This window comes from Afipia massiliensis (assembly GCF_014203115.1).
Classification (GTDB): domain Bacteria; phylum Pseudomonadota; class Alphaproteobacteria; order Rhizobiales; family Xanthobacteraceae; genus Afipia; species Afipia massiliensis.
On the sequence record NZ_JACHIJ010000004.1, the window covers coordinates 490,164 to 514,266 of the forward strand.

The following is a 24,103-nucleotide window of genomic DNA, read 5'->3' on the forward strand; positions in this document are numbered from 1 at the left end:
CGCATCGGGAAGCTCGATCGTTTTTCCATCCGATCATGTGCGACTCCGTGCATGACATGATGGAATCGCGCTTCTCCAACTCTCAAAGTCTTGCAGCGAAGTCAGCGCCAAACCGGCTCTGCCAGCTTGATCGCTACGTCGATGTTGCCCCTTGTCGCTTTTGAGTACGGACAAATCGCATGTGCTTCGTCGAGCAGAACTTGGGCAACGTCGCGCTCGACGCCCGGAATGCTGACGTGGAGGCCAGTGCTGAGGAACTCGCCGCTGTCCGCGAGGTTCAGATTTACTTCTGCGTCGATCGTGATGCCGGTCGGCAGAGCAATTTTTCTCCTTTGCGCAACTAATCTGATCGCCTGCTCAAAGCAGGCCGACCAGGCAGCTGCGAACAGCTGCTCCGGGTTGGTGCCGATGCGGCCAGAGTCGGGAGCCGCCAGCCTGATGTCCAAGTACCCGTCCGAGCTGCGCGAGACGCCATGCTCGCGGCCGCCTGTGGTGCGGGTTCTGGCCGAATGCACGACCTTTGAAGTCTCGTTCATAGTCCATCCATATCGTTCGATCGAAACCACATTCGCTACGCCGGGACGGCGGTTCGGTATCGCGCCGGCACGGAATTAAGGGAAAGGTTCGGCATGAGCTTTTGGCGCGCCCCTTCGTAAGCCGCCCAATCCTCTGCGTGCGGAAGCGACGGGATGGTGACGAGTTCGCCCAGATCGAAGCCGGCAAGCGCGGCGTCGACTAGGTCGTCCGACTGCATGACGATATTGCTCGGCAGATTTTCGTGTGCGCCGCCCGCCGCGTTCCAGAAGTTGGTTGCGGTCGCGCCGGGCAAGACGACCTGGATGCGCACGTTCTTGTCAGCCAACTCCTTATGAAGCGACTGGCTCAAGGCGAGCACGAAAGCTTTCGTTCCGCCATAGACGCCATTCAGGACTTCCGGCGCGATGGCTACCACTGAGCCGATATTGATGATCGCACCACCCCCGCGGCCGACGAGCGCCGGAGCAGCGGCATAGGTGAGCCGCGTCAGCGCCGTGACATTGAGGTCAATCATCGCCTGCATGGCGTCGATGCCGGACTGCAGAAGTGGTTCGAGCGCACCGACACCCGCATTGTTAACCAGCATCGTAATCCGCGGATCGGTGGCGAGGATCGTCTCGACCCGCTTCAGATCCGCCCTGTTGTTGAGATCGGCGACGACAGGCTCGACCACGCGCCCCGTCGCGCCGGCGATGCGCTTCGCCAGGTCGTCGAGCCGGGCCTGGTTGCGTGCGACGAGGATAAGGTCGTAGCCGCGGCGGGCCAGCCGGTCCGCATAGATTGCACCGATTCCGGCGGAGGCTCCTGTTACGACCGCAACGCCTTTGGGGGAGTTGGACATGGCACTTTATCCTTTTGAGTTGCGCCGCTGGCGCGTGGACACTGTCTGGGTCTTTGATGCTCTTGCATTGCTCAACACCTACGCCCGGAAAGCAGAAAACGCCCGTTATGCGTTGTGAGATGCTGTTAGCCGTCGTCCGGCGGATCAGCCGAACGCGAAGGCAAAGACCTCCGCGCCGGGCCCGTAGAACTCGATTTCAAATTGGCGATCGGCGATTGGCCCCGATTGCCGGATCAGCGTGTACATCCGCTGTTCGGTCACCGTGCCGTAGCCTTGCTCGTCGACGTCGACCCCATGGGCGGAGCCCGGCGGCTGTCCGTCGATCAGCACACGAAATTTTACGGACGATCCACGCTCTGCCGGACCCATGACAAGATGAAGATCGCGGGCATGGAAGCGGTATGCGATGCTTCCACCGGACTTGTTGAGGGCAGCGGCATCTGACCGGACCGTCCAATCGCCTGACAGCGCCCACTCATTCGGGTTCAGTCTCGCAGGCGGCTGATAGACGCGAGGCTTGTCCCGCAATACGCCGCCTAGCGAAGCAAAATTCTCGGTGCGCGCGAAGCCGAGATAATTTTCGGGAGATTTAAGATTGGTCCAATCGGGCGCGGCGGCGTGACCGCGGGCATCCACCGCAACCGGTTCGTGACTGACGTCAGTGGCGCCGGCCTCGCGCAGCAGCGCCTGGATCACCATCTCGGACTGCTCATAGGCGCCTTCGCCAAAGAAGTGATGGCGGACACGTCCTTGCGCATCGATAAAATAAAGCGCCGGCCAAGCCTGGTTCTCGAATGCGCGCCAAATGGTATGATTGTTGTCAACCGCAATTGGGTAGTCGACCTTCATGTCTTCCGCGGCCCAGCGAACGTTTGACGTGTTCTTTTCGAAGTCAAACTCCGGGGCGTGAATGCCAATCACCACCAGTCCCTGGTCCTTATACTTCTCATGCCAGGCGCGAACATACGGAAGCTGACGACGCCAGTTGATGCAGGTGTAAGTCCAAAAATTGATCAGGATGACCTTGCCGCGCAGAGATTGGGAGGTCAGAGCCGGCGAATTTAGCCATTCGTTCGCGCGGTCAAGCGATGTCAGCGCGTTTTGACCGGCAGACGGGTCAATAGGAAATCCGTGAAGGAACGGAACGCGCACTCCGGTGGATGACATCGGCTCCCCTTTCATCTCGCCGACAAAGCCAGCGATCGGTGCCCCGATCGCCGCGGCGAGAATTGCTGCCACCAGAAGCTTGGTCGTGTTCATTGGTAAACTCCTTCGAGCTTCTGAAAGAGACTGTCGTGGCCTCGCGACGGACGATCAGGCGATAGGAGACTGCTGTTTCAGACTTGATCCAGGTATCGTGGACCATTGCGCACTCATCGGAATGAGGCACGCACCTCATCGATGGCCTGCTTCGGGTTCTGGAGATGAGGGTAGTGCCCGATCCCGGGAAGAAGCGTGAATTTGGCGTGGATCCGTTCGGCGAACTCGATTCCCATTTCTTTCTTGATGTAGAGATCCTTCTCACCCCAAATCACTTTCACCGAGGTTTTGAGCCGGGCCAGTTGCGATTCGAAGTGATCTTGATCCCGCGTGAAGTGCGAATAGTAGTGGGAGAATGCGTCTGCCGTCGTCATCGCGCCCTGTTGCCATCCACGCAACATGTCTTCCTTGAACCCCCGCGACACCTCGAATTGCGCTTCCTTGGGCAAACCTCTTCTGAAGGCATTTTCGAGGATATCCTCGCGATTCGCGTTCAGCTGCGCGCGCGCCTGCTCCATCGAGGGCCCCGCCTTCAGGCTTTGCAGGCTCTCGTACATGAGATGGGGGCGGTTGAACGGGGCGAAGTCGCCGACGATGAGAGTCTTCGCGATGTCGGGTTTTTCCAGAGCCAGAAGAAGCGCTGGCAGGGCTCCGATATCCGTTGCGTAGATCGTGAGCCTCGATGTGTCGATTCCTGCTTTCCCTATGTATTCATTCAGGACACGCGCATAGTCCTTGGGCGCGTAGGAGAACCTGTCGACCGTCGGCCGTGACGAAAGACCGTAGCCCGGCCAGTCGAAAGCATGAACTTCGTAGTCATCGGCGAGCGCGAGGGAAATGTCCTTCCAGGCGTACAGCGTCTCCGGAAATCCATGCAGAAGGAGAACAGTCCCTTTCGATCTCGGATTGTGCACCACCATTCTTCTGAGCGTGATGTCCTCGTCGATTTTCAAGAAACTGATATCGGCTTTCTGTTCTTGCCCAGAGGGCGCTTGGGCGTGTCCCGGCGCGACGGAGGCGCCGAGCGCTGCAGCGGCTGCGAAAAAGTTCTTGAATGATAGCTTCAGCATGCCGGCTCCCTTCCCTGTATGACCGGTTCACTTAACCAGATGATCGATTTGCGCTTGCAGTCGCGGGCCGAGCAGCAAGATCGCCGGAACAACAATCACGTACCCGACGGCCCAGGAACGGAGCCATACGAGGGCAAATTTGTTCGAGAATCCCAGATTGAGGGCGAGAAGGGCGAAGGAGATGATTCCGGTCGTCACGACGCCCATCAACAGTGAGAAGACGATTTTCCGTTTTAGTTGCGTGTTCATGGTCAGTATCCTTGGTGCGAATGACATTTTATTCGCAGGCGCAATGTCTGCGCTTGCCTCTCGCTCTCGCGGTCAATAAGGCGGCGCCTTGCGCTGTCGCTGCGCTTTGGCCGCTTCCACCCACCACGCGAGATCGTCGGCAAAACGCGGGAAGGTCAGCTCGAGCGCCTGGCCGGCCTCGCCAACGGCCTCGCCTTCAGGCGACAGGGTCTGCCCGATAGGACCAACACCAATCGTGCTGGAGATCACCACCATCCCCATCTCAGAGAGCGTGCCGTGCCAGGCGGTTGCCGCGCGCGCACCGGACAAACGTCCGGCGGAATAGCTGACGATCGCGGCGGGACGCCAGAACCACTCCTCCAGGAAATGATCCGTCAGGTTTTTCAGTCCGGGCTGGACGCCCCAATTGTACTCGCCCGTGATGAACACGAACCCGTCGGCGTCGCGGATCTTGCCGGCGAGCTGCTCAAGGCGTTCGGGGGCTTGGCCCTTCGGATATTCCTTGTACATCCGGTCAAGAATCGGGAGATCGATCGCCTTGGCATCGATCAACTCGACGTCATCACCCCGGTTTCGCAGCCGCTCGATCACAAATTGAGCAAGCCGGATACCCATCCGATCAGAACGATAGGAGCCGTAGAAGACGAGGATGCGATTGCTCATGGCGAACCTCCATTGGTGAAACTGGAACTGCCGCTATTGCGGCAGATCCTTGCCAGCCTGCTCCGCCACCAGGTACTCGGCGTACCAGTCAGGCCAGGTCTCATCATGCCGCCCGCCGTTCCGCTTCTCGTGCTCACCGTGTGCCGCTGCTGCGCGGCGGAACGCGCTTGCCAGGTCGGCCACTGACGAGAACGTCGTTTGGTTTGCATCCACGCGTCCGGGAAACCGCGCGGTGACCTCCTGCAACAGCCAGGTGTTGCCGTCCGGATCCTTGAACGTTGCGTAAGAGAAGTAGCTACGCCGCTCCGGGTCCGGACCTGGGATCGGGGGATGTCCTGGACCGGCGACATGAAAGCTGTCACTCACATCAACACCACGTCCGATGAGCTCGGCGCGCGCCGCTTCGATGTCGGACACGACAAGGAACAGACCTTGAGCGGAGCCTGGGGTAGCCGACGTCACGCCCTTGCCGAAGTGGATCGAAGCCGGCGATCCTGGAGGCGTGAACTGCACGCCCCGAAAGTTGTCACCAACGACGAAGTCAGCGTCAAGTCTTCAGCCCAGACGGCTGTAAAACTGCTTGGCGCGATCCACATCAGAAACGGGAATGGCGGCAACCTCGAACTTCATGTCGATGCTCCCCGTTTGCGGGAGATCGGTGGCCGAGTTACTGCGAACCTGGATGTTCATTTTCTAGCTCCTAGAGTTGAGTGAGTTTTACTGTGACGAACAGGCGCTCACGTTGCTGGCGTTCACTGGCCAAGCGCGAGAAGCGGTTTGCCTTTCTCGACGATGTATGTGGCGAGCTCGACAGCCTTGCCGGTGCCGACGTTCTTCACCGCATGAGGCGTGCCGTGCGGAATGAACAGCACGTCCCCGGCCTTGAGCGTCACCGGCGGCCTGCCGTCGAGCTGGTATTCGAGCAAACCTTCGGTCACAAAGACGAGCTCCTCACCCGGATGCGAATGCCTGACGGCCTTCACGCCCAGTTCAAATTCGACGAGCACTTGGATGACCTCGCGTCCGGGGGCGCTGAGATCGTTCCGCATAAGATTGGTGCGCTTGATGTCGCCCAGACTCACTTCGCCGGCGCGCGCCACGGGCAGGATCAGGCTGGTTGCGACGAGCAGCGCCGCCGCTGCCGTGATAATTCGATACTTCTTCATGAGAATTCTCCTTTCGATGTGTGAGAGCTGGTTTCGATCACGGTTGTCGGAGTGGCCGGAACGCCGCGCGGATTTCCTGAGAGAAGAGCTCAGGCTGCTCCCACGCAGCGAAGTGGCCGCCCCTGTCGGCCTCGTTGAAGTAGATGAGATTGCGGTAGGCACGACGGGACCATGTCTCAGGGGCGCGATAGACCTCGTCCGGGAAGACAGTGATGGCGACCGGAAGCGAGATCTCGGAGGTCTTCTGCGCCGTCGCGAGAACAACGCTCTGGCCAGCGGTCTCCCAGTAGATGCGCGCTGCCGATGTCGCTGTGTTGGTCAGCCAGTACAGCGTAATGTTGTCGAGCACGTCATCCCGCTGAAGTCGGCGCGTGGGCTCGCCGTTGTTGTAGTCGAAGATCCAGGCCGCAAGCCCGATCGGAGAGTCCGCCAAGGCGTAGCCGATCGCCTGCGGCCGCGTACCCATGATGGCGCCGTAAGCCCGATACTTCCTGAAAAACATATCGAGCGAGTCGAACGCCGCACGTTCCTTGACGGAGAGTTCTGCGGGCGCGGGTCCGCCGCCAGCGAGGGCCATGGCCACTTCGGAAGGAACTGTCGCCGGCAGGTTGATGTGGATGCCGCGCAGTCCCACGGGCGCCTGGCGCGCCATCGCACTGGAAACGGGAGAGCCCCAGTCGCCACCCTGGGCGACGTAGGCAGCGTAGCCGAGCCGCTTCATCAGCTCAGCCCAAGCACGCGCGATGCGATCCGGATTCCAGCCCTTGTCCGTTGGCTTGCCTGAAAAGCCGTAGCCGGGCATCGACGGGATCACGAGATCGAACGCGTCCGATGCATTCCCGCCGCGCGCCGTGGGATCGGTCAGAGGATCGATGATTTTGAGCTGCTCGATGATCGAGCCCGGCCACCCGTGGGTGACGATCAACGGCAATGCATTTTCATGCTTCGAGCGGACATGAACAAAATGAATGTCGATGCCGTCGATTTCGGTCAGGAACATGGGGAGCGCATTCAGCCGTGCTTCCACCTTCCGCCAATCGTAGCGCGTGCCCCAGTAACGGATCACCTCCTGGAATTTCGCGAGCTGTGGGCCCTGCGACCCGTCATTGACGGTTTCCTGATCCGGCCAGCGCGTACCGGCGATGCGCCGGCGCAGATCGGCAAGTTGCTCCTCCGGTACGTGGACGCGGAAGGGGCGAATGACGTTTCCGGCAGGCGCGGCGGCAAGTTGTGACGGGAGCAAGCTTGCGGCACCCGCTACGGTAATGCCCATCGCGGCCATGCCCAAAAGCCTGCGGCGAGTGTGGTCGATTGCTTCGATAGTCTTGTTGGTATTCACGGGGCTTTCCATCCGTTCAACGGTGGTTCTCGGTTGCCCAAGAACTACGTCCGCGACGCAGGAAACGCCCGTTATGGGTTGTGAGACGTTGTTAGCGGCTGTCAGGGATGCAGGGCGACTTGCGCGCAGGTTGAATTCACTGCCAAGCGACGACTGGCCGATTCATTCAGGAAAACCAGGAGATAGGCACCCGCCGGCCGTGCTAGCCTAATCTCGTCAAGAGATGCTGGGCGGCACAAAGGTCAGCGTTCACCCCTTCGGTGAATTTCTCGAATACCGGAAGCAGGAGCCCGCGCGCATCCTTGACACGCCCCTGGTCGGCCCAAAGCGCTGCAAGGTCAGTGGCGGCTCGCAGCTCCCAGACGCGAGAACCGTGCTTGCGGCTCAGATCAAGCGATTGCTTGAAACACGTCTCGGCCTCTTTAATCCGAGGCTTTGGCATCTTCAGTAAGATGCTTCCCTTGAGACGCAAGAGCTCAGGGGTGTAAGGGATGCCACCTTTCGCTTCAACGAATGGTATGATTTCCTCGATTAAGTTGATGCCTTCCATGAACCGACCGGTAGCGGCGTATCCACGAGCAAGCATAATGCTGAATCTCGCGGCGAAGCGCTCGTAATGCGCCGCGTGGAGTTTCTCCAAACAATTCTTCAACGTCTCGACCCCGGCCGCGACATCTCCGCGACGGATAGCCAGTTCGGCTTGGAGGCCGCGCCCCACATCGACATAGGGCCCGAAGTATTGCGTTTCCGCGCGGGAAATAAACGAGTCCAAGTGCTGCTCGGCAGCGTCAAGCTCGTCGGTCCAGAGCAGTACTGTGATCGCGGTCAACGCGATGACTAGCGAAATCGGATGGCTCATGCGCTCAGCGTCATTGACAGCTTTAAGCGCTCTTGCCGATGCCTGCTCCGAGTAACCCAGCAACCAAAGGGTTGTTGCCAGTGACGCTCCGGCCAAACTGAGATGATCAAATCCAAAATAGGCCACGCGGCCCGCTGCTGAGCTTGATTCACTTTCGAGGGCAGCCTCCAGTTCCACCCGCGCGCCATTAAGGTCGCCCGCAAGATGGCGCGAGATCCCCAAAAGCGAATGCGCCATTGTTTTTAGCCGGATGTTGTCAAGTTTGCTGGCGATCATGGAGCTATGCTCGGCACATCGCAAGGCGAGGCGATAGTCGCCCCCGCGCAGGTGGAATAACTGCAGCATACCCAGCATTGCCGCCGAATGGAGAGCGTCGCTGCAATCTTGGGCAATCTCAAGACTTCTGCTGAGAGCCGCGTGGACCCGATCGCTGTTGCCGCGCGTGAACATCAGCGAAACTCCAAGACCGGCCGTAAGCTGCATTTCTTCGCGGCCCCCGCGGCGTGAATCATCGAGAGCGAGCAGGCCGCGCTCCGACCAGCGCTGGCTTTCGATCAACAACGACATCGCCAGAAAGACGGGCGCAGCAGCGGCTGTTAGCTCAATACCGATCGATACGTTGCCGTTTTCGCCAAAGCACCATTCCAAAGCAGCGCGGACATTGTTGAGGCCGGCGAAGAAGGGTGCTCGTTCCACGCCGGTCGTTAGTGTCTCCCATTCGTTTCCGGTCTGCTCCAGCCAGCGCCGGTAGTAACTCACGTGGCGCATGGCCAGATCGGCGGCGTCGGCCGGGTCTAAGCTGATGTCGAGGGCGTATGCGCGCGTGGTGTCAAGCAGCCGGTAACGCATCATCGCCCCGATCGGGCGGGTGGCAACCATCGACTTGGCAACGAGACTTTCAATAGCGCCAAACACAATAGATCGATCGAGGGGCGCGCTTGTGACGACGTCCAGCGCCGCATCGAGCGTGAAATGCCCAACGAAAACGGCGAGCCGGCGAAGCACCACCCGTTCTTGCTCGGACAGGAGTCCGTAGCTCCAGTCAAGCGTCGCCTGCAATGTCTGCTGGCGCGCGGGGGCCGTGCGCGACCCGTGCCACAACCGCGCCAGCCGTTGATCGAGAAGCGAGGCGGTCTGTTGCAATCCGTGGGATTCAATGCGCCTAGCCGCGAGCTCGATCGCAAGCGTCACACCGTCAAGCTTTCGGCAGATGTCTGCGATAATAAAAGCTTCCGCATCGCTGAAGTCCAGGCGAGCGCCGCTCGCGATCGCGCGCTCTACGAAAAGCTGGGTTGCCGGAAACTGCTGGACAGCCGCCGCAGTGAGTTCCACGCCAACCGGAGGACACGCAAGAGGCTCCAGTCGGTAAACGTGTTCGCCTTCGACCCGGAGTGCCTCGCGGCTCGTGGCGAGGATATGTACTTGCGACGCAGCCTCGATAATCCCTGCCGCCAGCGGCGCAACCGTCTCCACCAAATGTTCGCAAGTGTCCAGAACCAAAAGAATCCGTCGGCCCTTCAGAAATGCAATGAGACCCGGCGTTGCATCGTCAGACTGAATCGACTGCCCCAGCATGGAGGCGACAGCCGTCGATGCGAGCTTCGGATCGATGAGCATCCCGAGATCGACGAAAAGGACAGAACCCGCGAAGGCTTCCATCAGATGATGTGCAACGGCGATCGCGACAGTCGTCTTGCCGACGCCGCCAGCGCCCACGATGGTAACAAAGCGCGAAGCAGTCAGGTCAGCTGACAGCTTCTGGACATCATCATCTCGGCCGACGATTCGGCTCAGCCGGCCGGGAAGGTTGGCGTACGGAAAATTGGCGACGGCGGCAGGCGCCTCGGGTGCGCTGCTTCCACGCGAGACATGCGCGACGAAGCAATAGCCCCGTCCTGCGAGGGTCGTAATATATCGCGCGCCGTCCTTTCCATCGCCGAGCGCCTTGCGGAGGCTCGTCATATGAAAGCGCAGACTGCCCTCCTCCACGGTGACGTCCGGCCAAACCCGCGATATCAGGTCTTTTTTGCTAATGATTTCATTCGGCGAAGTGCTCAGCACGATTAAAATGTCGAATGCTCTCGCGCCTAAGCCGATCGGGACGCCGTCTTTGGTCAGAAGCCTTTCGCTCGCTACCAAATTGAAGGGGCCAAACGACAACCTATCGCTGGCCTGATCTGCCGCTGTCGCCATGGCATCGACCTTCCGGTTCGCGTTTTCCGGCGTCACTTTATTTCAAGAGTCATCTCCGCGCCACCGGAAGTGTGGGGATGCGGCTACCGCTCGCCATTGCAATGGTTGTCCTTGCGTCAACGTAAGACCTACTTGGTCGTGTCGGCACTTAAACTTAAGCAACACAACATAGGTTGAAGAACGCTTCAGACCCAGTGAATAAGGCAGTTAATTGAGCTAGCTAATAGCTACGGAAAACTTGCCGCCGACGCCAACGCGGCGGACAACGTCGCAACCGTGATCGATCTTGGCATCGCGATAGCGCTGGACCGGCGCTCCGACGTGAGAACACCGATGACAAGGTCAGCCTCGACGAGTTTCCGCGAAATCGATTCGGACAGTTTGCATCCGGGTATAAATCGTCAGGGACTGCGACTTGGATCCCGCGCTGCATGAGAGCGCTTCGTAGGTACGTCAAATCCGTTCCATCTGGATATGTAACAGCTTCTGATCCGCCCCAAGTCGCCACCGTCTTTTTTGCCGGTTGCATGCCCAAACAGAAGGCTGAGCCACACCCATTTGCATAACCGTATAAATTGCCGGACTACGAAGCTCTGGCAGATGGAGTCGAAACCCGCAAACATTGGGCTTTTAGGGCGAGAATTTCGACTTCGGAATGGTTGGCAAATGATGGTTGGCGGAGAGAGCGTCCGCTGAGCCTAGATTGGGCTAGAAGGGGCTAGAAGCCTGAGCGTTCATTTAACCCCCGATTTTATTGACTTTCTTTATCTAGCTGGTTCTAAGGGGGTCGCGCCCCCTCGCGGGGAGAAACGAACGTACAAATTGACGTCGGGTTTTTCCAGTGACCGCTCATAGACAGTTGAACCGATTATCGCCAGCGAGGGTTCGCGCGCTGGTGAAGAAACCAACGCCGCATCGGCGCTATTCGGACGGCGGCGGACTCTGGTTACAGATTTCAAAATCAGGGACGTTCTCTTGGCTGTTCCAATACACGCTCGGTGGCCGCTCTCGCTGGCATGGCCTCGGGCCTTTCCCTGACGTGACGCTTGCTGAAGCGCGCATACTCGCGGGCGATAAGCGGAAGCTGGTACGCGACGGCATCGACCCGAAGGCGCAAACAAAGGCGGATAGGGTCAAGGGCCTCACATTCAAGGAAGTCGCCGAAGACTACATAAAGGGACAATCAGCGGGTTGGAAAAATGCCGCGCATAGCGCGCAATGGCCCAGCACTTTGAAGACCTACGCTTATCCGGTCATCGGTGACCTGCCGGTCTCGACCATCGATACCGACCTTGTTCTTAAGATATTGCGGCCGATCTGGAATACGAAGACAGAAACGGCCGACCGGGTCCGTCAGCGGATCGAACGGGTTTTAGAGGCCGCGCGAGTCCGGGGCGCGTTCAACGGCGCAAATCCGGCGCGCTGGAAGGACAACCTCAAGAACAGCGACTTGGCCCCACGGTCGAAGGTCGCCCCCGTCCAGCATCACAAGGCTATTCCGTTTAAGGAAATCCCGGCCTTCATGCGTAAGCTTCGCCAACGGAACAGCACGAGTGCGCGCGCGCTTGAGTTCACCATCCTCACGGCTACGCGAACCGGCGCTGTTCTAGGCGCGACATGGGCTGAGATGGATTTCAAGGCGCGCCTCTGGACCATTCCTCCCGACCGCGCTGGCGTGAAGATTTCCGACAACAGACCGCGCGTCGTTCCGCTCAGCGGTCGCGCACTCGAAATCCTGAAGATGTTCCGCAATGAGTCCGACGCCCGGTCATTCGTTTTCGCTGGCAAGACTCCGATGATGCCAATGAGCAACATGGCCATGTTGCAGCTTCTCCGAGATATGAAGCCCGGGTTCACCGTCCACGGATTTCGATCCTCGTTCAAGGACTGGGCGTCGGAGTCTACCGATCCCGTTTACGAGAACGCGATTTCCGAGATCGCGCTCTTTCATGTGGTGAAGGATAAAACCGAGGCCGCTTATCGGCGCGGTGATTTGCTTGAGCGAAGACGAAACATGATGGCCCATTGGGATCGTTACTGCGGATCGAAGCGAGGCGCGTGATGCCAACCAAATCAAGCAAGAAAGCCGTTGCGAAGGCTGACCTAGACATCAAGCGGCTGGACGAAGTCACCCGCGCGGCCATCATTGATGCATTGGAATCTCTATCAAGACCGCTGACCCTCACGGACGAAGATAGACTTGCCGCTGCGCGCATGTTGCGCGGTGAGAACGAACGTCGCGTCCGTATATCCAAAAACCAAGCCGCTCATTTCGCGGCATTCTATTGGCGGAAACTGAAGCGATATGCCGCTACGCATGGCAGGGAACGTTTAGGCCCGGAGCTACGCGAGCTTGCGGCGACGGAGTCGATCAGGCTCGCTGCGATGGCGTATCCTACTCAGTCCTCAAAGTTAAAGGCCAAAGACGTACTGAAGTTAATCGACGCCCCTACGAGAAAGAGCGTGAAACGTAAGGGTGACGATGTTGCGCGCGTCGAACTACGCAACACGAAGTTGCTAGCGCACTTTAAGTCCATCGACCGCTTAACCGGCTTTGGTTTCAACTTTTATGTCCGCCCGGAAGTGCGGATGAGGCTCAAAGCGAAGCCTAGCAAATAGACCCTCTAGGTTGCCGGTTTAGTTCTACCTAGCTTCCCTGAGCACGTAAGGGAGCTAGTTAGATGAGTTCAGAACCCAAGCCCATTTATAAGATGCTTCGGCTGAAGCAGGTCGTTGAGATGACCGGCCTCCCGCCTGCTAGCATCTATTCTGAGATGGCTCGCGGCGCTTTTCCTTCGAACGTCGCGTTGAGCGCGAACCGCGTCGCTTGGGTAGAAGCCGAGGTGCAAGCATGGCTGCACCCGCGCATCGAAGCCAGCAAGAAATCTGAAACTTCAAATCCGCGCGGTTGCCGCCGACCGAAGGCTGCGGCCGACGGCGCGCGCCCGGCACGCGTTCCGCGCCATATCAAGTCAACCCGCGCCGATGGTCGGCGCTCAGCGAGGACCTAAAATGACAAAGCAACTTTTCCGCGACGGTAAGTACGTTCGCGATCTCGATGCCGACGAGTCTTATACCGTCAAGGATCGCGAAAGCATCCGCTTCAGTATGCAGTTCATGGACGCAATGCCGATCTTCGATAGCGCAGGTCACCGGCCCGGCGCGGTGAGCCTCACCGATGCTGAGCGTGACCGCCGCGCTCAGATGTACATGGACCAGAAGGCTCGCTTGAGTTCAGCTTGGCAGCATACCCCGCCAACCGCGCCCGCCGTATCCGAACCGCGCAACACAAGTGATGCTGCAGCCGATGCATACGACCGCCGCAGCGTTGCGCTTGAGAATGCGTGGCAGAAGGCAGGTGCGGTATGATCACTCTTCCACGGAAAGCAGCCAAGAAGCTGACGTTGCTCCGCATAGAAACCGAGGATGCCGGTGCTTTGGTCAACTCGACGATGCAGCGCATCTCCAGCGTGAAGCGAGCGATATCTAGCAATCCGCCTGACCTCGCTGACCTTGAGCATGAGCTTGCACGGCTGCAGGGCAATGCGGCCGACCATCAAACTAAGCATAACGCTATGGTTCAGCTTCTCACCCAAATCACCACTGGCTGGTTACCGACCTTGAAGCCCGACTCGGTTCTGGTTGACATCGAGCAGCCCGCCGAATTCGTTCCGCGCAAAGACGAACCGGTGGCCGCCGCCATACTTCGCCTCCGAAATGAAATTGCTTCGTTAGATGACGAACTGCGTCGAGCTAATCGCGCAGTCCCGACCCGCGCCTGCCGCCGCGAGGCCGCAAAGCGATACGTGGATGATCTTGTTTTGCGTTCACCGCCGAAGGTTGCATCCAGCAAGTATGGGAAGTTCTCGGTCGACTTCACCGACGCAGGAAGCTTCACCGTCAAGGCGAACGTTGCAGCGGCTCTTGCTTTTCTCGAACCAGAAAAGTTTCTCAAGAGACTCTATGCTCTGATTGATGACGCGCCTGAACCTGAACTGGCCCTCACGGCTACGGACAAGGCAGCGCGCGTGGCTGCAATCAGGTCCGAGATGCTGAAGCTAGAAGTGCTCGAAGAAGCCGCTATCGAATTCGCGGCCTATGAGCAAATTCAGATCACGCGGCGGCCTTTCGCCAATCCGCTCGCCGTTCTGTCATGCACGCTGAGGTCGAAGCAGGCGACGGCGGCCTAAAGAAATTCGCCGGGGTTCAGTCACGCTGTTCCCGGCGGATAGTCCCAGCCGCAGTTCGATGCGCTGCCGCTGGCGAGGACCACAGGGCGGTGTCCTCGTTCATAGAAACAACACCCTGCGCCTGCGGCCTACCTTTCGGGGCGCGGCAGGCAGCGAGCGCGGTTTGGTTTCCTTTCTCGCGCTCGGCTTTGCCGTGCTGTTCTCCGGCACGGCGGCGCGGCTGTTGGGTGCCGCCCCCAGCGTGCACCCAACAGTTGAGGCTTTCGGCGGAGGTTGCATTCCGAGACACAGCCGCGACAGCCGTTTTCTGGCAAGAGGGCGGGCACTGACCGCCCCTGAACCCGAAAAGCTCACCGTCGGCGCTGTGTGGGCCACGAAACCGGGTTCCCGACCGGCCTCGAAAGCCGGGCACCCGCCACCGACCCGGCTTCGGCCGGAATACAACCGCCTCAGAAGGGCCTTCGAAGTCATGCGCGCGGCGGTCACCCCAGTTAGTTCACCAAGGCTCCCGCGTCCGGTTCGCCGTTCGACTCGCCCTGACGCCGCCGCCTTCCTAGCTGCGCTCGCGCCGCTCGACGTTTACCTCTACGCGCATTCGGGCCGCATTCTGTTCAAGCGGCCGCTGACAACCGAAGAGCGCCAACATCTCGCTGATAACTGTCAGAGTCTCGACGTGCATCGGCATGGGCAATGGATAAAAGATGCGAGCGGCGCATTCCGGCAGTTGAACATCTTTCCCTTTCGAGAACAGGTTCAGCTTGTCGGCGCAAACCGCGTGGCGCTCGCATACCTGGCCTCACGTGATGACCGCATTCCGAGAGGCAACGGCGCGTTGCCGAAGCGTGACCGTCAACCGCCGCTCATCATCTATCTCGAAATCGCGCTCGACATCATTCTGGCGAACGAACAGATCCTGCGCGAGGCGTTCGCTGCGTTCAAGCGATGCTTCGTCCAGCTTTGGAATGGCAAGAACGAGTCCATTGAGTTTGACAACGGCGGCATGTCGACCGGCCGCCGCTGGAACGGCAAATATCTCAGCGCATACATCTCGAAACCCAGCCCGGTCACCGGCGAGGTCGACTGTCTGCATATCGAGTACCGGATTTGCTCGGCCCGCGCCGTGCGCGCCGTTGGCATTGCCAGCATCGCGGATTTGCTCGCATTCGATTTCCGCGCCTTCTGGCAGAAGCACCTCGTGTTACGCGATGTCGATATCGCCCGGCTAGGTCGCCATAGCCTGAACAAGCGTTTCGGGAAGCGGCGGCAAGAACCGGGACCCGACGACCGCCGTACCGGGCAAGTTCTCTGGCGCGCGTATGCATACGATAAATCCGGCAGCTTGTGCGTTCAGGCGCTGATCCAGAACTACGGCTCAGGGCCGTTTCTCAAGAACATCCCCATTGCTCATTTTCTGCCGTCTAGTGGTGAAAATGCTCTGGTTTCCTGAGTCGCCTGTATCTACGGTCTGAGAAACAAAGTTGTTTTCTGACGAGACCAGAATTTAGCGCTTCTTACAAACAACCCTCTCTGCATGGTCGAAGTAAGATTTGGGGGGAATGCGGACCATGTATCTTTCTATTCCTCCTGCCTGCGCACGAGCAGTCACATCCCGATTTTTTGACGAGTCCAAAGTATTTGCTTCAGCAAGTTCAGCCGCACGGCTTTGGCAATCAAACACCCACAGAAGTTGGGACTCGATTTCACCTTTTTTGTTCTTCCTCGTGGCCCAGACTTCTCGATAGTCCTTATCCCTTGGCGCAATCGCTCCGACAACAGCGCCAGTTCGATACGAACGCACGCCGATGGTGGTTGTGTCGATGACGTAGGATGTACCCTCAGCCTCAGTGCCAAGATTGACTTCCAGAGCTACCCCGGAGGTCGTAAGCGCAATAACTGTAAACAACGTCGCAATAGCGGTTCGCATCGAGTAATCCTCAAGTTTAAGTTTTAATTAGCGCGGTGGCCCTCGACTGGTGCCAACGTTGGCGCGAGATCGCGGCTTCCTCAACGGCAGATCCGAATATACCCCAATCAACCTTCCATTTTTTCTTATTCCTGATGCGCCACTGCGCGAACGCTCGTTTCGAGTGCCCGTCAAAAGCCTCAACTTTGCAGCGGTTCACCTTAGCAAAATGTCGAATAAGCCGTCGGCCGTCTGCAACAGTCATCAGACCTTGCATTATGAGGATTTGCGTTCGACCCCAATGCTGAATGGAATGGCAGATGGTGCAGATGGCATTGACCTTCACCAAAGTCGCTATGCCGCTGCGGGCTTTTTCAGTGAACTTCCAGACTTCGTGACCGTGCAGCCGCTTGCGGCTTCCGCAAATAGAACAGCGCCCGAGTTCAGCCCGCACCGCCCGGCTGAGCTTCAGCCAACGGTAAGGACCGAGACCGACCTCGTTCGAGCGAAGATTATGCCCCCAAAGCGGTTCAGGGACAGGCTCAATGCGCAAAGTGAGCCTCGATGCCATGATGCGAGTCTACCGAATTTCTGACGCACCTGTGAAGGCATGCTATAATCTCAGCTATTAGGTACGCTGTATTTTTTAATCATCGGGAGTGATGAACAATGAGCGACCCAGTCGGAGATTTGCAAAAGAGGTTTCGCGAAAGCTCTATTCTGGCCACAGCGCCGACCGACCATGGCCTTCTACAAAAAGCCCGAGAGCGCATGGGCCACGTTTCCGATAAGGCCGTTATGGACGAATACAATCGTCTCATTCTAGAGAAGTACAATCCCAGCTTCCTATCGCGACTGCTTAGCTGGTTTCGCTGATTGCCCTCGAACGGCCGCAAACTATCTGTGCAATCAGGCCACTTTAGTCATTTAATATTTGAAGGATTGCAGCATGTCAGACTCGGTAGGTTACTACGAAGCGGAAGCGTTCAACTTCACCACCGGCCAGAACGAATGGGTCGGTACAGGCACCCGCAAGGAAATCCTGAAGCGCGGCTTTTCCCTCGCAGGCTTTCTTGGCTACGGAAGTCGTGACCTTCTTCCGGGCGGCTGGCGTTCGTCCCGTTCAGCAGCATGAGCGGTACAACTATCATTCTCATTCTATTGGTCGGTGCCGGAGGCCTTTGGTGGTTGCGGTCGGCGATGGCGAATGCTGCTCAAACAGCGCGCCTAATTGGTATGAAGGAAGCCGCCGACAGTCTCGTCATGGGCATCGCCCATCACTATGAGACGGACGGGCACCCGCCAGCGGTTGTGAGGGTGTTGTCGGAAATGCAGACCGCCGTCGAAGCGAAATCGGACCCGAAAGCGCAAGCTGATTTATATCGCCAGCATGCGTACAAACTCGGCGATGCGATGGGTCAAGAATGCGTCGATGTTGGTAAGCGAGGACGAAAGCTGGAATACCGCTAAGCTCAGCCGCCCGGCTCACGCTAAAATAGACTGAGAGAAGCCTAAGACCGGGGAAGCGGCCGGGCGCGGCTAGCCAAAGCGACGCTCGATTTTATTGACGTGAAAACGTACGTTGCCAAACGCAATAAGATAAATATATCAATTAATACAATGACTTATGGAGACTCTCTGGCGGAGAGAGCGGGATTCGAACCCGCGATACGGTTTCCCGTATACACACTTTCCAGGCGTGCGCCTTCAACCACTCGGCCACCTCTCCACGCGCCTGTCATGAAGGGGCGCGCGCCGATTTGCAAGAGAGCGCGGGCGTCAGCTCAAAATATTCCGTAAATATCTGAAGTTGAGGCACTAATTTGCCATGGGCCGGGGTCCAAAGTGCGCCGAATCACGCATCCGGCGATCGCCGAGGGCGGATGCCCCCGCGACCCGCAGCGGCCGGACAACCGACGGCAACAGGCTCGGCCCGATGCCCGTATGCGCGGTCTCCAGCGCCTCGATAAATCCCGCAAACCAGCTGTGGATGGTGCCCGCGCGCAGTTTGGCCATCATCGCCTCCCACCGCATCCGGCGCTCGGTCGATGGCATCGACAACGCGGTCGCAATGGTGCGCGCCATGCCGTCGATATCGTGCGGATTAACCAGGAGCGCGGTGTCGAGTTCGTTCGCCGCGCCGGCAAATTTCGACAGCACCAGAACGCCGGGGTCGATGGGATTCTGAGCGGCGACATATTCCTTGGCCACCAGGTTCATACCGTCATGCAGCGGCGTCACCACGCCAACCTGCGCGGCCCGATAGAAACCGGCGAGCACAGTCTGGCTGAATCCCTTGCTGAGGTAGCGGATCGGCGTCCAGTCCACCTCGCCATGACGACCGTTGACCTCGGTCACCTGCCTCGACAGTTCGTCCTGCAGGTTGCTGTAGGCCTCGATCCCGCCGCGAGACGGAGTTGCGATCTGCAACAATGAAACAGAGCGCTTCAAGGACGGCTGAATTTCGAACAGCCGGTCAAACGCGCTGATGCGATTGACGAGGCCCTTCGAATAATCAACCCGATCGACACCGATCGCGAGACGCTCACCATGCAGGCTCTTGCGCAGCCGCGACACGTCCGGATGCGACGCAGCGCGCTGGGCCTGTGCCGCGAAACCATCGACATCGATGCCGATGGGAAACACCGCGATGCGCGAAGTGCCGAAACGAGAGGAAACACTGCCGCCCTCGACTTCAAGACCAAGCTCAGCGCGCAGATAGGTCGCGAAATTCTCGCAATCATCTTCGGTCTGAAAGCCAATCAAATCGTAGGCGAGCATCGACTCGACCAGATCGCGATGATGCGGGACACCCGCGATCACGCGGCGCGCCGGCCACGGCGTATGCAGGAAGAAGCCGAGCGGATTGCGAACCCCGAGCTCGCGCATCTCGGCGCCCAGCGTGAGGAAGTGATAATCCTGAATCCAGAATGCGGCGCTCGGCTTGTTGAAGCGCATCAGCGCGCGCGCCATGAATGCGTTCACCTCGCGATAGCACTGATAGTTATCCTGCGACACGCTGATCAGGTCGGTGCGCGAATGCAGAGCCGGCCATAGGGCAGAATTGGCGAAGCCTTCGTAGTAGCCGCCGTAATGTGCCGCAGGAAGATCAAGCAGCGCGAGAGCGCCTGCGCCAAGCGACTCGATTTCAGCGAATGAATCCTTCGAGACGTTGTCGCGAACGCGACCGGATGAGCCGACCCAGATCGCGCCGGACTTTTCAACTACAGGCAGCAACGCTGCTGCCAGTCCACCGGTCATCGGCTCATTTGCTTTTGCGCGAGCGACACGGTTGGAAACGACGACGAGATCCACAGAGTGCCCTCCCTAGTTTTGCAGCCGCAAAAACAACACCTGTTCATCAATATGGTTCCCTGCCACCCTTCAGACTGATTGATGTCAAATTTGGGCAAGCAAAACGGAACCGGGTTCCATTAAACAAAAGGGTGAAGCATTAAAAACGATTTGCATAGTCTTGACACAGACGGAATCGCGCAACGCGCACGTATGCAAAATACCGTCACCGATATTCTGTTTGATCAGCCGAAAGAGAATTCGATTTAACTGCGCGCATAGCTGTCGAAACAGCAAGACTAACTGCGCCAGTAGCGATCTTCCCAGTTCCGCGACAGCTTCATGCCGGTGAGAATCAATCCCGCCATCGAGTAGGTCTGCGGAAAATTCCCGAACAAGGCGCCGGTCTTCGGATCGACGTCCTCCGACAACAGGCCGTAGCGATTGCGATGCGCGAGTGCATCGGCAAACGCTTCGCGTGCTTCCTCACGCCGTCCCTGCTGCCACCAGGCATCGATCAACCAGAACCGGCAGATCAGGAACGCAGTCACCGGCAATCCAAAATCGTCTTCTGCCGCATAGCGCATCACGTGCTTTTCGCGCAGCAGTTCCCTCTCCATCACCGCCACCGTCTTGACGAAACGCGGATCGTCGACCTCACATACGCCAAGGTCGGGCAGCAGCAGCACACTTGCGTCGAGATCGTCAGATCCGAATGCAGCAGTGAACGCTTCGCGCTTCGGATTCCATGCACGCTCGAGCAATTCCTTATGAATCGGATCGGCGACCGAGTTCCAGTAAGCCGCGCGATCGTGCAAGCCGAGTCGCGCAGCGATCGATGCGAGCCTGTTGACGCCTGCCCAGCACATCGCTGCGGAATGGGTGTGAATCCGTTGCCGACCGCGATATTCCCAGATGCCAGCGTCCGGCTTCAGCGCGACATCGGCTGCTTTCTCTCCAAGGCCCTCCAGCAGGCGAAACAGCTTTTCACCAGCCGGCGTCGGCAATCGGCGATCGAAGAATAGCGGCAGCGCCGCGAGGATCACGCTGCCATAGGTATCGTGCTGGCTCTGCTCGACGGCGGCGTTGCCGACGCGAACCGGGCCATCGCCCCGATAACCCTTGAGATCGGCCGCGATCCATTCGTCGAGCGGGAGGTTCGGTACCACGCTGTAGACCGGCTTCAGCGGTTCATCGGTATTCGCCGCAAGCGACAGCGTGAAACCGATGAAATCCTCCATCGTCTGCGTCGCACCAACGCGATTCAGCGCTTTCACCACGAAGTAAGCATCGCGCAGCCAGCAGAACCGATAATCCCAGGTACGCCCTGAACCCGGCGCTTCCGGTATCGACGTGGTGTGCGCGGCGATGATGCCGCCGGTTTCCTCGAAATTCGACAGCTTGAGCGTGATAGCGGCGCGGATGATCGCTTCCTGATAGTCGTATGAGATATAAAGACGCCGCACCCAATGCAGCCAGTACGCCTTGGTCTGTTCGGCGAACGACTTTGCGGTCGCCGCGAGATCGCCGGGATAGGGCTCGTCGTGACCAAACACCATGTGCACCGGCCGCGTCAGAACGAACGGCGTTTCATGTTCGATCATGGCGATCGGCGCGTCGGTCGTGACACGAACCGATGACTCTTCCTCGACGTAACGAATGTGATTGCTACCGAGCGAGCTCCGCTTCAGCGGCTTGCCATAGGAATGGGTCGGCCGAATACGAACCGTGATGCGCGGCAACCCGGCAATCGGCTCGATGATGCGAAACAGCTGCGGCGGCCGGAACATACGACCATATTGCCGGAAGCGCGGTGCAAAATCGGTGATGCGAACGGCATTGCCCTTGGCATCAGTCAAAATGGTTTCAACCAAAGCCGTATTGCGGACGTACTCGGATTTGAAGTCCACCATGCCGTCGAGCACGACGTCGCTGAAACCTTTCTCTTCGTCGCCCGCAAGCAATCGGGAGAAGACCGGATCGGCATCGAAGCGTGGGAAACACCACCACACCAGCCGCGACGTGGGATCGACCAGCGCCGCTGTCTTGCAGTTACCGATCACAGCAAGATCAAGGCCGTGATCGATCTTCGCGCCTGCTTCAGCCTGTGGTGCCGTGATTGCCTTGGGAATATTCATTGCGCCGCCATCGCTTCTTCATCGAGTAAATGTGTGAGCCAGGCGCGGACGTCCTTCGGGGCCTTGAACTGCCCGTTGACGCCATGCGCGCGCCGACCCACCGAAAATGACACACCGCGAAACGCCGGCATGATGGCGAACACGGATTCGTCGGTGACATCATCACCAATGAATATGGGATTGCGCCCGGAGAAAGGCGCGCGATTCATCAATTCGCGAACACCGGTCGCCTTGGTGAAACCGGCGGGCTTGATCTCGCACACGAATTTTCCCGGGAGTACTTCAATCGGAGCTTGCGGAAGATCGGCGCGGATCGCCGACACCGCTTCGTAGATCGTTCGCTCGAACTGGGGCGCCAGCCGGTAATGCAGCGCGACAGAGTAGCCCTTGTCTTCGTACAGAATGCCGGGGCTGAGGTGAGAGATCGCGATGAAACGGCGCTTCAGGTCATTATCCATCGGGGGCGCGCACGACGCGACCGCCTCGCTCTCGACCGACAGTCGCATTTCCGCACCATGGCCGCCAACCGCCGGAAACTGTAACGGCGCAAAGATGACATCAATGTCGGTCAGCGAGCGGCCGCTGACCAGCGCGAGCGCGCCATCCAGCCGGTCATGCAGTGTTTGAAGAACCAAGCCAAGTTTCGGCGGCACCACGACGTCGCGAGGCGTCGGCGCTAACTCAAGCAATGTGCCGTCGATATCGAGCAGCAGCGCGGTCTGGTCCAGGTCCGGCACGATTCCGGCCGGCGCGGGCAGCATGTCCCCCATGGATTTTGCGGAAAAATTCTCAGTCACACGATGATCCATTCGTTATTCTTGCGCCGCCAGCGGCCGCGCAACCTCCTCAAGTGGTTTACACTCGGCATCGATGCAATAACGCCACGCGATCAGCGCCGCTGCGACCATCAAAGCCGATCCAAGCAGATAACCGACAAACACGCTGTCGCGCGAACCGGTGTCGATCAGCACGCCGAACAGCATTGGCCCAGCGATGCCACCGATGCCGGTACCGATCGCATAAAACAACGCGATGGCCAGGGCGCGAATCTCGAGCGGAAAGGTTTCGCTCACGGTGAGATACGCAGCACTGGCCGCCGGCGACGCAAAGAAGAAGATCACCATCCAGGCAATCGTCTGGGTTTGCGCGCTGAGAACGCCGATCGAGAACAGATAGCCCGAGACGGCGAGCAAGATGCCCGACACGCTATAGGTGAAGGCAATCATGGTGCGCCGCCCGACCGTGTCGAACAGCGAGCCGAGCAGCAGTGGCCCGAGAAAATTTCCGGCCGCGAAAGGCAGGATGTACCAGCCGACATTTGCGGCGGGGATAGCGAAGAAATCTGTCAAAACCAAAGCATAGGTGAAGAAAATCGCGTTATAGAAAAATGCCTGCGCCACCATCAGCGACAGTCCCACCAGGGAGCGGCTGCGATAGGTCCGGAACAGGGTGACGGCGACCTCGCGTAACGGGGTATGGGCGCGCATTTTCAGTTTCATTTTGGGTAACGGAGAACCGCTACCGCGCGCCACGGGCATCATCGAGGATTCGATATCGTTCACGATCTTCAAGGCTCGCTCCGGTTGGCCGTGGATTATCAGCCAGCGTGGGCTTTCGGGAATCCAGAACCGCATCACGAACACGATCAGGCCGAGACCCGCGCCGGTCAAAAACGCCAGCCTCCAGCCCTTCTCAGGATCGATGACATTCGGATCAAGCAGCACGATTGCGCTCACAGCACCTATCGCGGCACCGATCCAGAAGCTGCCGTTGACAATCAGATCTGTGCGACCGCGATAACGCGCAGGCACAAGCTCCTGGATGGTCGAATTGATCGCGGTGTACTCACCGCCGATGCCCGCACCGGTCAGAAACCGGAAGAACGCGAAGCTTGCGAGACTCCACGAAAAAGCCGTTGCTGCTGTAGCTGCGAGATAGACCGCAAGTGTAACGAAGAACAGTTTCTTGCGTCCGATCCGGTCCGTCAGCCAGCCGAAGCCGATAGCCCCGAGAACAGCGCCAGCAAGATACGCACTGGTGACGATGCCGATGTCGGTGTTGGTGAACTTGAGAACCGGACTCTCTTTCAGAGCACCCGACAATGCACCCGCAAGCGTCACCTCGAGACCATCGAGAATCCAGGTGATGCCAAGCGCCGCGATCACGCGGGTATGAAATCCGCTCCATGGCAGCGAATCCAGACGTGCGGGGATATCTGTCTCGACAGTCCCTTGAGCGAGCGCGACAGAAGAAGCGCTTTGTCGCGGTGAGGTCTGTGCGGGGGACATCTGGATGCTTGTCAAAGCTGACATCCCGCCGTCCCTTCTCCCGGTTCCACTCTCGACCCTTCGATGGACGCCGTGATCGGCGAAACGATGGCGGGCACCGCCGGATGCAATGC

Annotated in this window: 23 protein-coding genes, 1 tRNA gene and 1 pseudogene; 8 read left to right on the forward strand and 17 right to left on the reverse strand. The window is 58.8% G+C overall.

Annotation, left to right across the window (positions count from 1 at the left end):
* Positions 1 to 101: 101 nt before the first annotated feature.
* The 10 genes and pseudogenes from HNQ36_RS16120 to HNQ36_RS16165 all read right to left on the reverse strand — a co-directional run bounded on the left by HNQ36_RS16120 (position 102) and on the right by HNQ36_RS16165 (position 10,177).
* Complete coding sequence (locus HNQ36_RS16120) at positions 102 to 536, reverse strand: Ohr family peroxiredoxin (protein WP_184086797.1); 435 nt, start codon at positions 534 to 536, stop codon at positions 102 to 104.
* 35 nt (positions 537 to 571) lie between these two features.
* Positions 572 to 1,378, reverse strand: coding sequence for an SDR family NAD(P)-dependent oxidoreductase (locus HNQ36_RS16125; protein ID WP_184086799.1), 807 nt, complete (start codon positions 1,376 to 1,378; stop codon positions 572 to 574).
* A 144-nt stretch (positions 1,379 to 1,522) separates the two neighbouring features.
* Positions 1,523 to 2,638 carry a redoxin domain-containing protein gene (locus HNQ36_RS16130; protein WP_184086801.1) on the reverse strand — a complete coding sequence of 372 codons (1,116 nt, stop codon included), beginning with the start codon at positions 2,636 to 2,638 and terminating at the stop codon, positions 1,523 to 1,525.
* A gap of 113 nt (positions 2,639 to 2,751) precedes the next feature.
* Positions 2,752 to 3,708 (reverse strand): alpha/beta fold hydrolase, encoded by a 957-nt coding sequence (locus tag HNQ36_RS16135; protein ID WP_184086803.1) that lies wholly within the window; start codon positions 3,706 to 3,708, stop codon positions 2,752 to 2,754.
* Between the two features lie 27 nt (positions 3,709 to 3,735).
* Positions 3,736 to 3,957, reverse strand: coding sequence for a DUF2798 domain-containing protein (locus tag HNQ36_RS16140; RefSeq protein ID WP_184086805.1), 222 nt, complete (start codon positions 3,955 to 3,957; stop codon positions 3,736 to 3,738).
* Positions 3,958 to 4,029: 72 nt separating this feature from the next.
* Entirely contained in the window at positions 4,030 to 4,620 is a 591-nt protein-coding gene (locus tag HNQ36_RS16145) for an NADPH-dependent FMN reductase (protein ID WP_184086807.1), read from the reverse strand.
* Positions 4,621 to 4,653: 33 nt separating this feature from the next.
* A pseudogene (locus HNQ36_RS16150) lies at positions 4,654 to 5,310 on the reverse strand (VOC family protein).
* 62 nt (positions 5,311 to 5,372) lie between these two features.
* Positions 5,373 to 5,786: a cupin domain-containing protein gene (locus HNQ36_RS16155; protein WP_184086809.1), complete on the reverse strand. Its 414-nt coding sequence runs from the start codon at positions 5,784 to 5,786 to the stop codon at positions 5,373 to 5,375.
* Positions 5,787 to 5,823: 37 nt separating this feature from the next.
* Complete coding sequence (locus tag HNQ36_RS16160; RefSeq protein ID WP_184086811.1) at positions 5,824 to 7,137, reverse strand: epoxide hydrolase family protein; 1,314 nt, start codon at positions 7,135 to 7,137, stop codon at positions 5,824 to 5,826.
* A gap of 190 nt (positions 7,138 to 7,327) precedes the next feature.
* Positions 7,328 to 10,177 carry an ATP-binding protein gene (locus tag HNQ36_RS16165; protein WP_184086813.1) on the reverse strand — a complete coding sequence of 950 codons (2,850 nt, stop codon included), beginning with the start codon at positions 10,175 to 10,177 and terminating at the stop codon, positions 7,328 to 7,330.
* 841 nt (positions 10,178 to 11,018) lie between these two features.
* On the opposite strand from HNQ36_RS16165, the gene HNQ36_RS16170 reads away from it, so the two are divergent.
* The 6 genes from HNQ36_RS16170 (at position 11,019) to HNQ36_RS16195 (ending at position 15,814) form a co-directional block, all read left to right on the forward strand.
* Entirely contained in the window at positions 11,019 to 12,239 is a 1,221-nt protein-coding gene (locus tag HNQ36_RS16170) for a phage integrase central domain-containing protein (protein ID WP_184086815.1), read from the forward strand.
* Positions 12,239 to 12,796 (forward strand): hypothetical protein, encoded by a 558-nt coding sequence (locus HNQ36_RS16175; RefSeq protein ID WP_184086817.1) that lies wholly within the window; start codon positions 12,239 to 12,241, stop codon positions 12,794 to 12,796. Before HNQ36_RS16170 ends, HNQ36_RS16175 begins: the two co-directional genes overlap by 1 nt.
* 92 nt (positions 12,797 to 12,888) lie before the next feature.
* On the forward strand, positions 12,889 to 13,188 hold the full coding sequence (locus tag HNQ36_RS16180; RefSeq protein ID WP_283814038.1) for an AlpA family phage regulatory protein: 300 nt from the start codon (positions 12,889 to 12,891) through the stop codon (positions 13,186 to 13,188).
* A gap of 1 nt (position 13,189) precedes the next feature.
* Positions 13,190 to 13,546 (forward strand): hypothetical protein, encoded by a 357-nt coding sequence (locus tag HNQ36_RS16185; RefSeq protein ID WP_184086821.1) that lies wholly within the window; start codon positions 13,190 to 13,192, stop codon positions 13,544 to 13,546.
* On the forward strand, positions 13,543 to 14,367 hold the full coding sequence (locus tag HNQ36_RS16190; protein ID WP_184086823.1) for a hypothetical protein: 825 nt from the start codon (positions 13,543 to 13,545) through the stop codon (positions 14,365 to 14,367). The genes HNQ36_RS16185 and HNQ36_RS16190 overlap by 4 nt, the downstream gene beginning before the upstream one ends.
* Positions 14,368 to 14,425: 58 nt before the next feature.
* On the forward strand, positions 14,426 to 15,814 hold the full coding sequence (locus tag HNQ36_RS16195; RefSeq protein WP_184086825.1) for a hypothetical protein: 1,389 nt from the start codon (positions 14,426 to 14,428) through the stop codon (positions 15,812 to 15,814).
* Between the two features lie 54 nt (positions 15,815 to 15,868).
* On the opposite strand, the gene HNQ36_RS16200 is transcribed toward HNQ36_RS16195, so the two are convergent.
* Both HNQ36_RS16200 and HNQ36_RS16205 read right to left on the reverse strand, forming a co-directional pair.
* The gene (locus tag HNQ36_RS16200) at positions 15,869 to 16,291 is read right to left on the reverse strand and encodes a hypothetical protein (protein ID WP_184086827.1); all 423 of its coding nucleotides are present in this window, start codon (positions 16,289 to 16,291) and stop codon (positions 15,869 to 15,871) included.
* A 16-nt stretch (positions 16,292 to 16,307) separates the two neighbouring features.
* Positions 16,308 to 16,841, reverse strand: a complete 534-nt coding sequence (locus HNQ36_RS16205) for a hypothetical protein (RefSeq protein WP_184086829.1) — start codon at positions 16,839 to 16,841, stop codon at positions 16,308 to 16,310.
* A gap of 378 nt (positions 16,842 to 17,219) precedes the next feature.
* On the opposite strand from HNQ36_RS16205, the gene HNQ36_RS16210 reads away from it, so the two are divergent.
* Positions 17,220 to 17,405, forward strand: a complete 186-nt coding sequence (locus HNQ36_RS16210) for a hypothetical protein (protein WP_184086831.1) — start codon at positions 17,220 to 17,222, stop codon at positions 17,403 to 17,405.
* On the forward strand, positions 17,402 to 17,740 hold the full coding sequence (locus HNQ36_RS16215; protein WP_210312052.1) for a hypothetical protein: 339 nt from the start codon (positions 17,402 to 17,404) through the stop codon (positions 17,738 to 17,740). Before HNQ36_RS16210 ends, HNQ36_RS16215 begins: the two co-directional genes overlap by 4 nt.
* A gap of 169 nt (positions 17,741 to 17,909) precedes the next feature.
* On the opposite strand, the gene HNQ36_RS16220 is transcribed toward HNQ36_RS16215, so the two are convergent.
* The 5 genes from HNQ36_RS16220 to HNQ36_RS16240 all read right to left on the reverse strand — a co-directional run bounded on the left by HNQ36_RS16220 (position 17,910) and on the right by HNQ36_RS16240 (position 24,014).
* Positions 17,910 to 17,999, reverse strand: a tRNA-Ser gene (locus tag HNQ36_RS16220).
* Between the two features lie 89 nt (positions 18,000 to 18,088).
* Positions 18,089 to 19,585: a trehalose-6-phosphate synthase gene (locus HNQ36_RS16225; protein WP_184086835.1), complete on the reverse strand. Its 1,497-nt coding sequence runs from the start codon at positions 19,583 to 19,585 to the stop codon at positions 18,089 to 18,091.
* Between the two features lie 278 nt (positions 19,586 to 19,863).
* Positions 19,864 to 21,702: a glycoside hydrolase family 15 protein gene (locus HNQ36_RS16230; RefSeq protein WP_184086837.1), complete on the reverse strand. Its 1,839-nt coding sequence runs from the start codon at positions 21,700 to 21,702 to the stop codon at positions 19,864 to 19,866.
* Positions 21,699 to 22,511, reverse strand: coding sequence for a trehalose-phosphatase (gene otsB, locus HNQ36_RS16235; RefSeq protein ID WP_184086839.1), 813 nt, complete (start codon positions 22,509 to 22,511; stop codon positions 21,699 to 21,701). Before otsB ends, HNQ36_RS16230 begins: the two co-directional genes overlap by 4 nt.
* Positions 22,512 to 22,514: 3 nt before the next feature.
* Positions 22,515 to 24,014 (reverse strand): MFS transporter, encoded by a 1,500-nt coding sequence (locus HNQ36_RS16240; protein ID WP_184086841.1) that lies wholly within the window; start codon positions 24,012 to 24,014, stop codon positions 22,515 to 22,517.
* Positions 24,015 to 24,103: the final 89 nt, after the last annotated feature.

Bases quoted from the DNA above. Each gene is read 5' to 3' on its own strand.
- HNQ36_RS16205 (WP_184086829.1), bottom strand. From the start codon at position 16,841: ATGGCATCGAGGCTCACTTTGCGCATTGAGCCTGTCCCTGAACCGCTT.
- HNQ36_RS16200 (WP_184086827.1), bottom strand. From the start codon at position 16,291: ATGCGAACCGCTATTGCGACGTTGTTTACAGTTATTGCGCTTACGACC.
- HNQ36_RS16140 (WP_184086805.1), bottom strand. From the start codon at position 3,957: ATGAACACGCAACTAAAACGGAAAATCGTCTTCTCACTGTTGATGGGC.
- HNQ36_RS16130 (WP_184086801.1), bottom strand. From the start codon at position 2,638: ATGAACACGACCAAGCTTCTGGTGGCAGCAATTCTCGCCGCGGCGATC.
- HNQ36_RS16145 (WP_184086807.1), bottom strand. From the start codon at position 4,620: ATGAGCAATCGCATCCTCGTCTTCTACGGCTCCTATCGTTCTGATCGG.
- HNQ36_RS16135 (WP_184086803.1), bottom strand. From the start codon at position 3,708: ATGCTGAAGCTATCATTCAAGAACTTTTTCGCAGCCGCTGCAGCGCTC.
- HNQ36_RS16120 (WP_184086797.1), bottom strand. From the start codon at position 536: ATGAACGAGACTTCAAAGGTCGTGCATTCGGCCAGAACCCGCACCACA.
- HNQ36_RS16165 (WP_184086813.1), bottom strand. From the start codon at position 10,177: ATGGCGACAGCGGCAGATCAGGCCAGCGATAGGTTGTCGTTTGGCCCC.
- HNQ36_RS16230 (WP_184086837.1), bottom strand. From the start codon at position 21,702: ATGAATATTCCCAAGGCAATCACGGCACCACAGGCTGAAGCAGGCGCG.
- otsB (WP_184086839.1), bottom strand. From the start codon at position 22,511: ATGGATCATCGTGTGACTGAGAATTTTTCCGCAAAATCCATGGGGGAC.
- HNQ36_RS16240 (WP_184086841.1), bottom strand. From the start codon at position 24,014: ATGTCAGCTTTGACAAGCATCCAGATGTCCCCCGCACAGACCTCACCG.
- HNQ36_RS16190 (WP_184086823.1), top strand. From the start codon at position 13,543: ATGATCACTCTTCCACGGAAAGCAGCCAAGAAGCTGACGTTGCTCCGC.
- HNQ36_RS16160 (WP_184086811.1), bottom strand. From the start codon at position 7,137: ATGGAAAGCCCCGTGAATACCAACAAGACTATCGAAGCAATCGACCAC.
- HNQ36_RS16195 (WP_184086825.1), top strand. From the start codon at position 14,426: ATGCGCTGCCGCTGGCGAGGACCACAGGGCGGTGTCCTCGTTCATAGA.
- HNQ36_RS16215 (WP_210312052.1), top strand. From the start codon at position 17,402: ATGAGCGGTACAACTATCATTCTCATTCTATTGGTCGGTGCCGGAGGC.
- HNQ36_RS16210 (WP_184086831.1), top strand. From the start codon at position 17,220: ATGTCAGACTCGGTAGGTTACTACGAAGCGGAAGCGTTCAACTTCACC.
- HNQ36_RS16155 (WP_184086809.1), bottom strand. From the start codon at position 5,786: ATGAAGAAGTATCGAATTATCACGGCAGCGGCGGCGCTGCTCGTCGCA.
- HNQ36_RS16185 (WP_184086821.1), top strand. From the start codon at position 13,190: ATGACAAAGCAACTTTTCCGCGACGGTAAGTACGTTCGCGATCTCGAT.
- HNQ36_RS16125 (WP_184086799.1), bottom strand. From the start codon at position 1,378: ATGTCCAACTCCCCCAAAGGCGTTGCGGTCGTAACAGGAGCCTCCGCC.
- HNQ36_RS16175 (WP_184086817.1), top strand. From the start codon at position 12,239: ATGCCAACCAAATCAAGCAAGAAAGCCGTTGCGAAGGCTGACCTAGAC.
- HNQ36_RS16180 (WP_283814038.1), top strand. From the start codon at position 12,889: ATGCTTCGGCTGAAGCAGGTCGTTGAGATGACCGGCCTCCCGCCTGCT.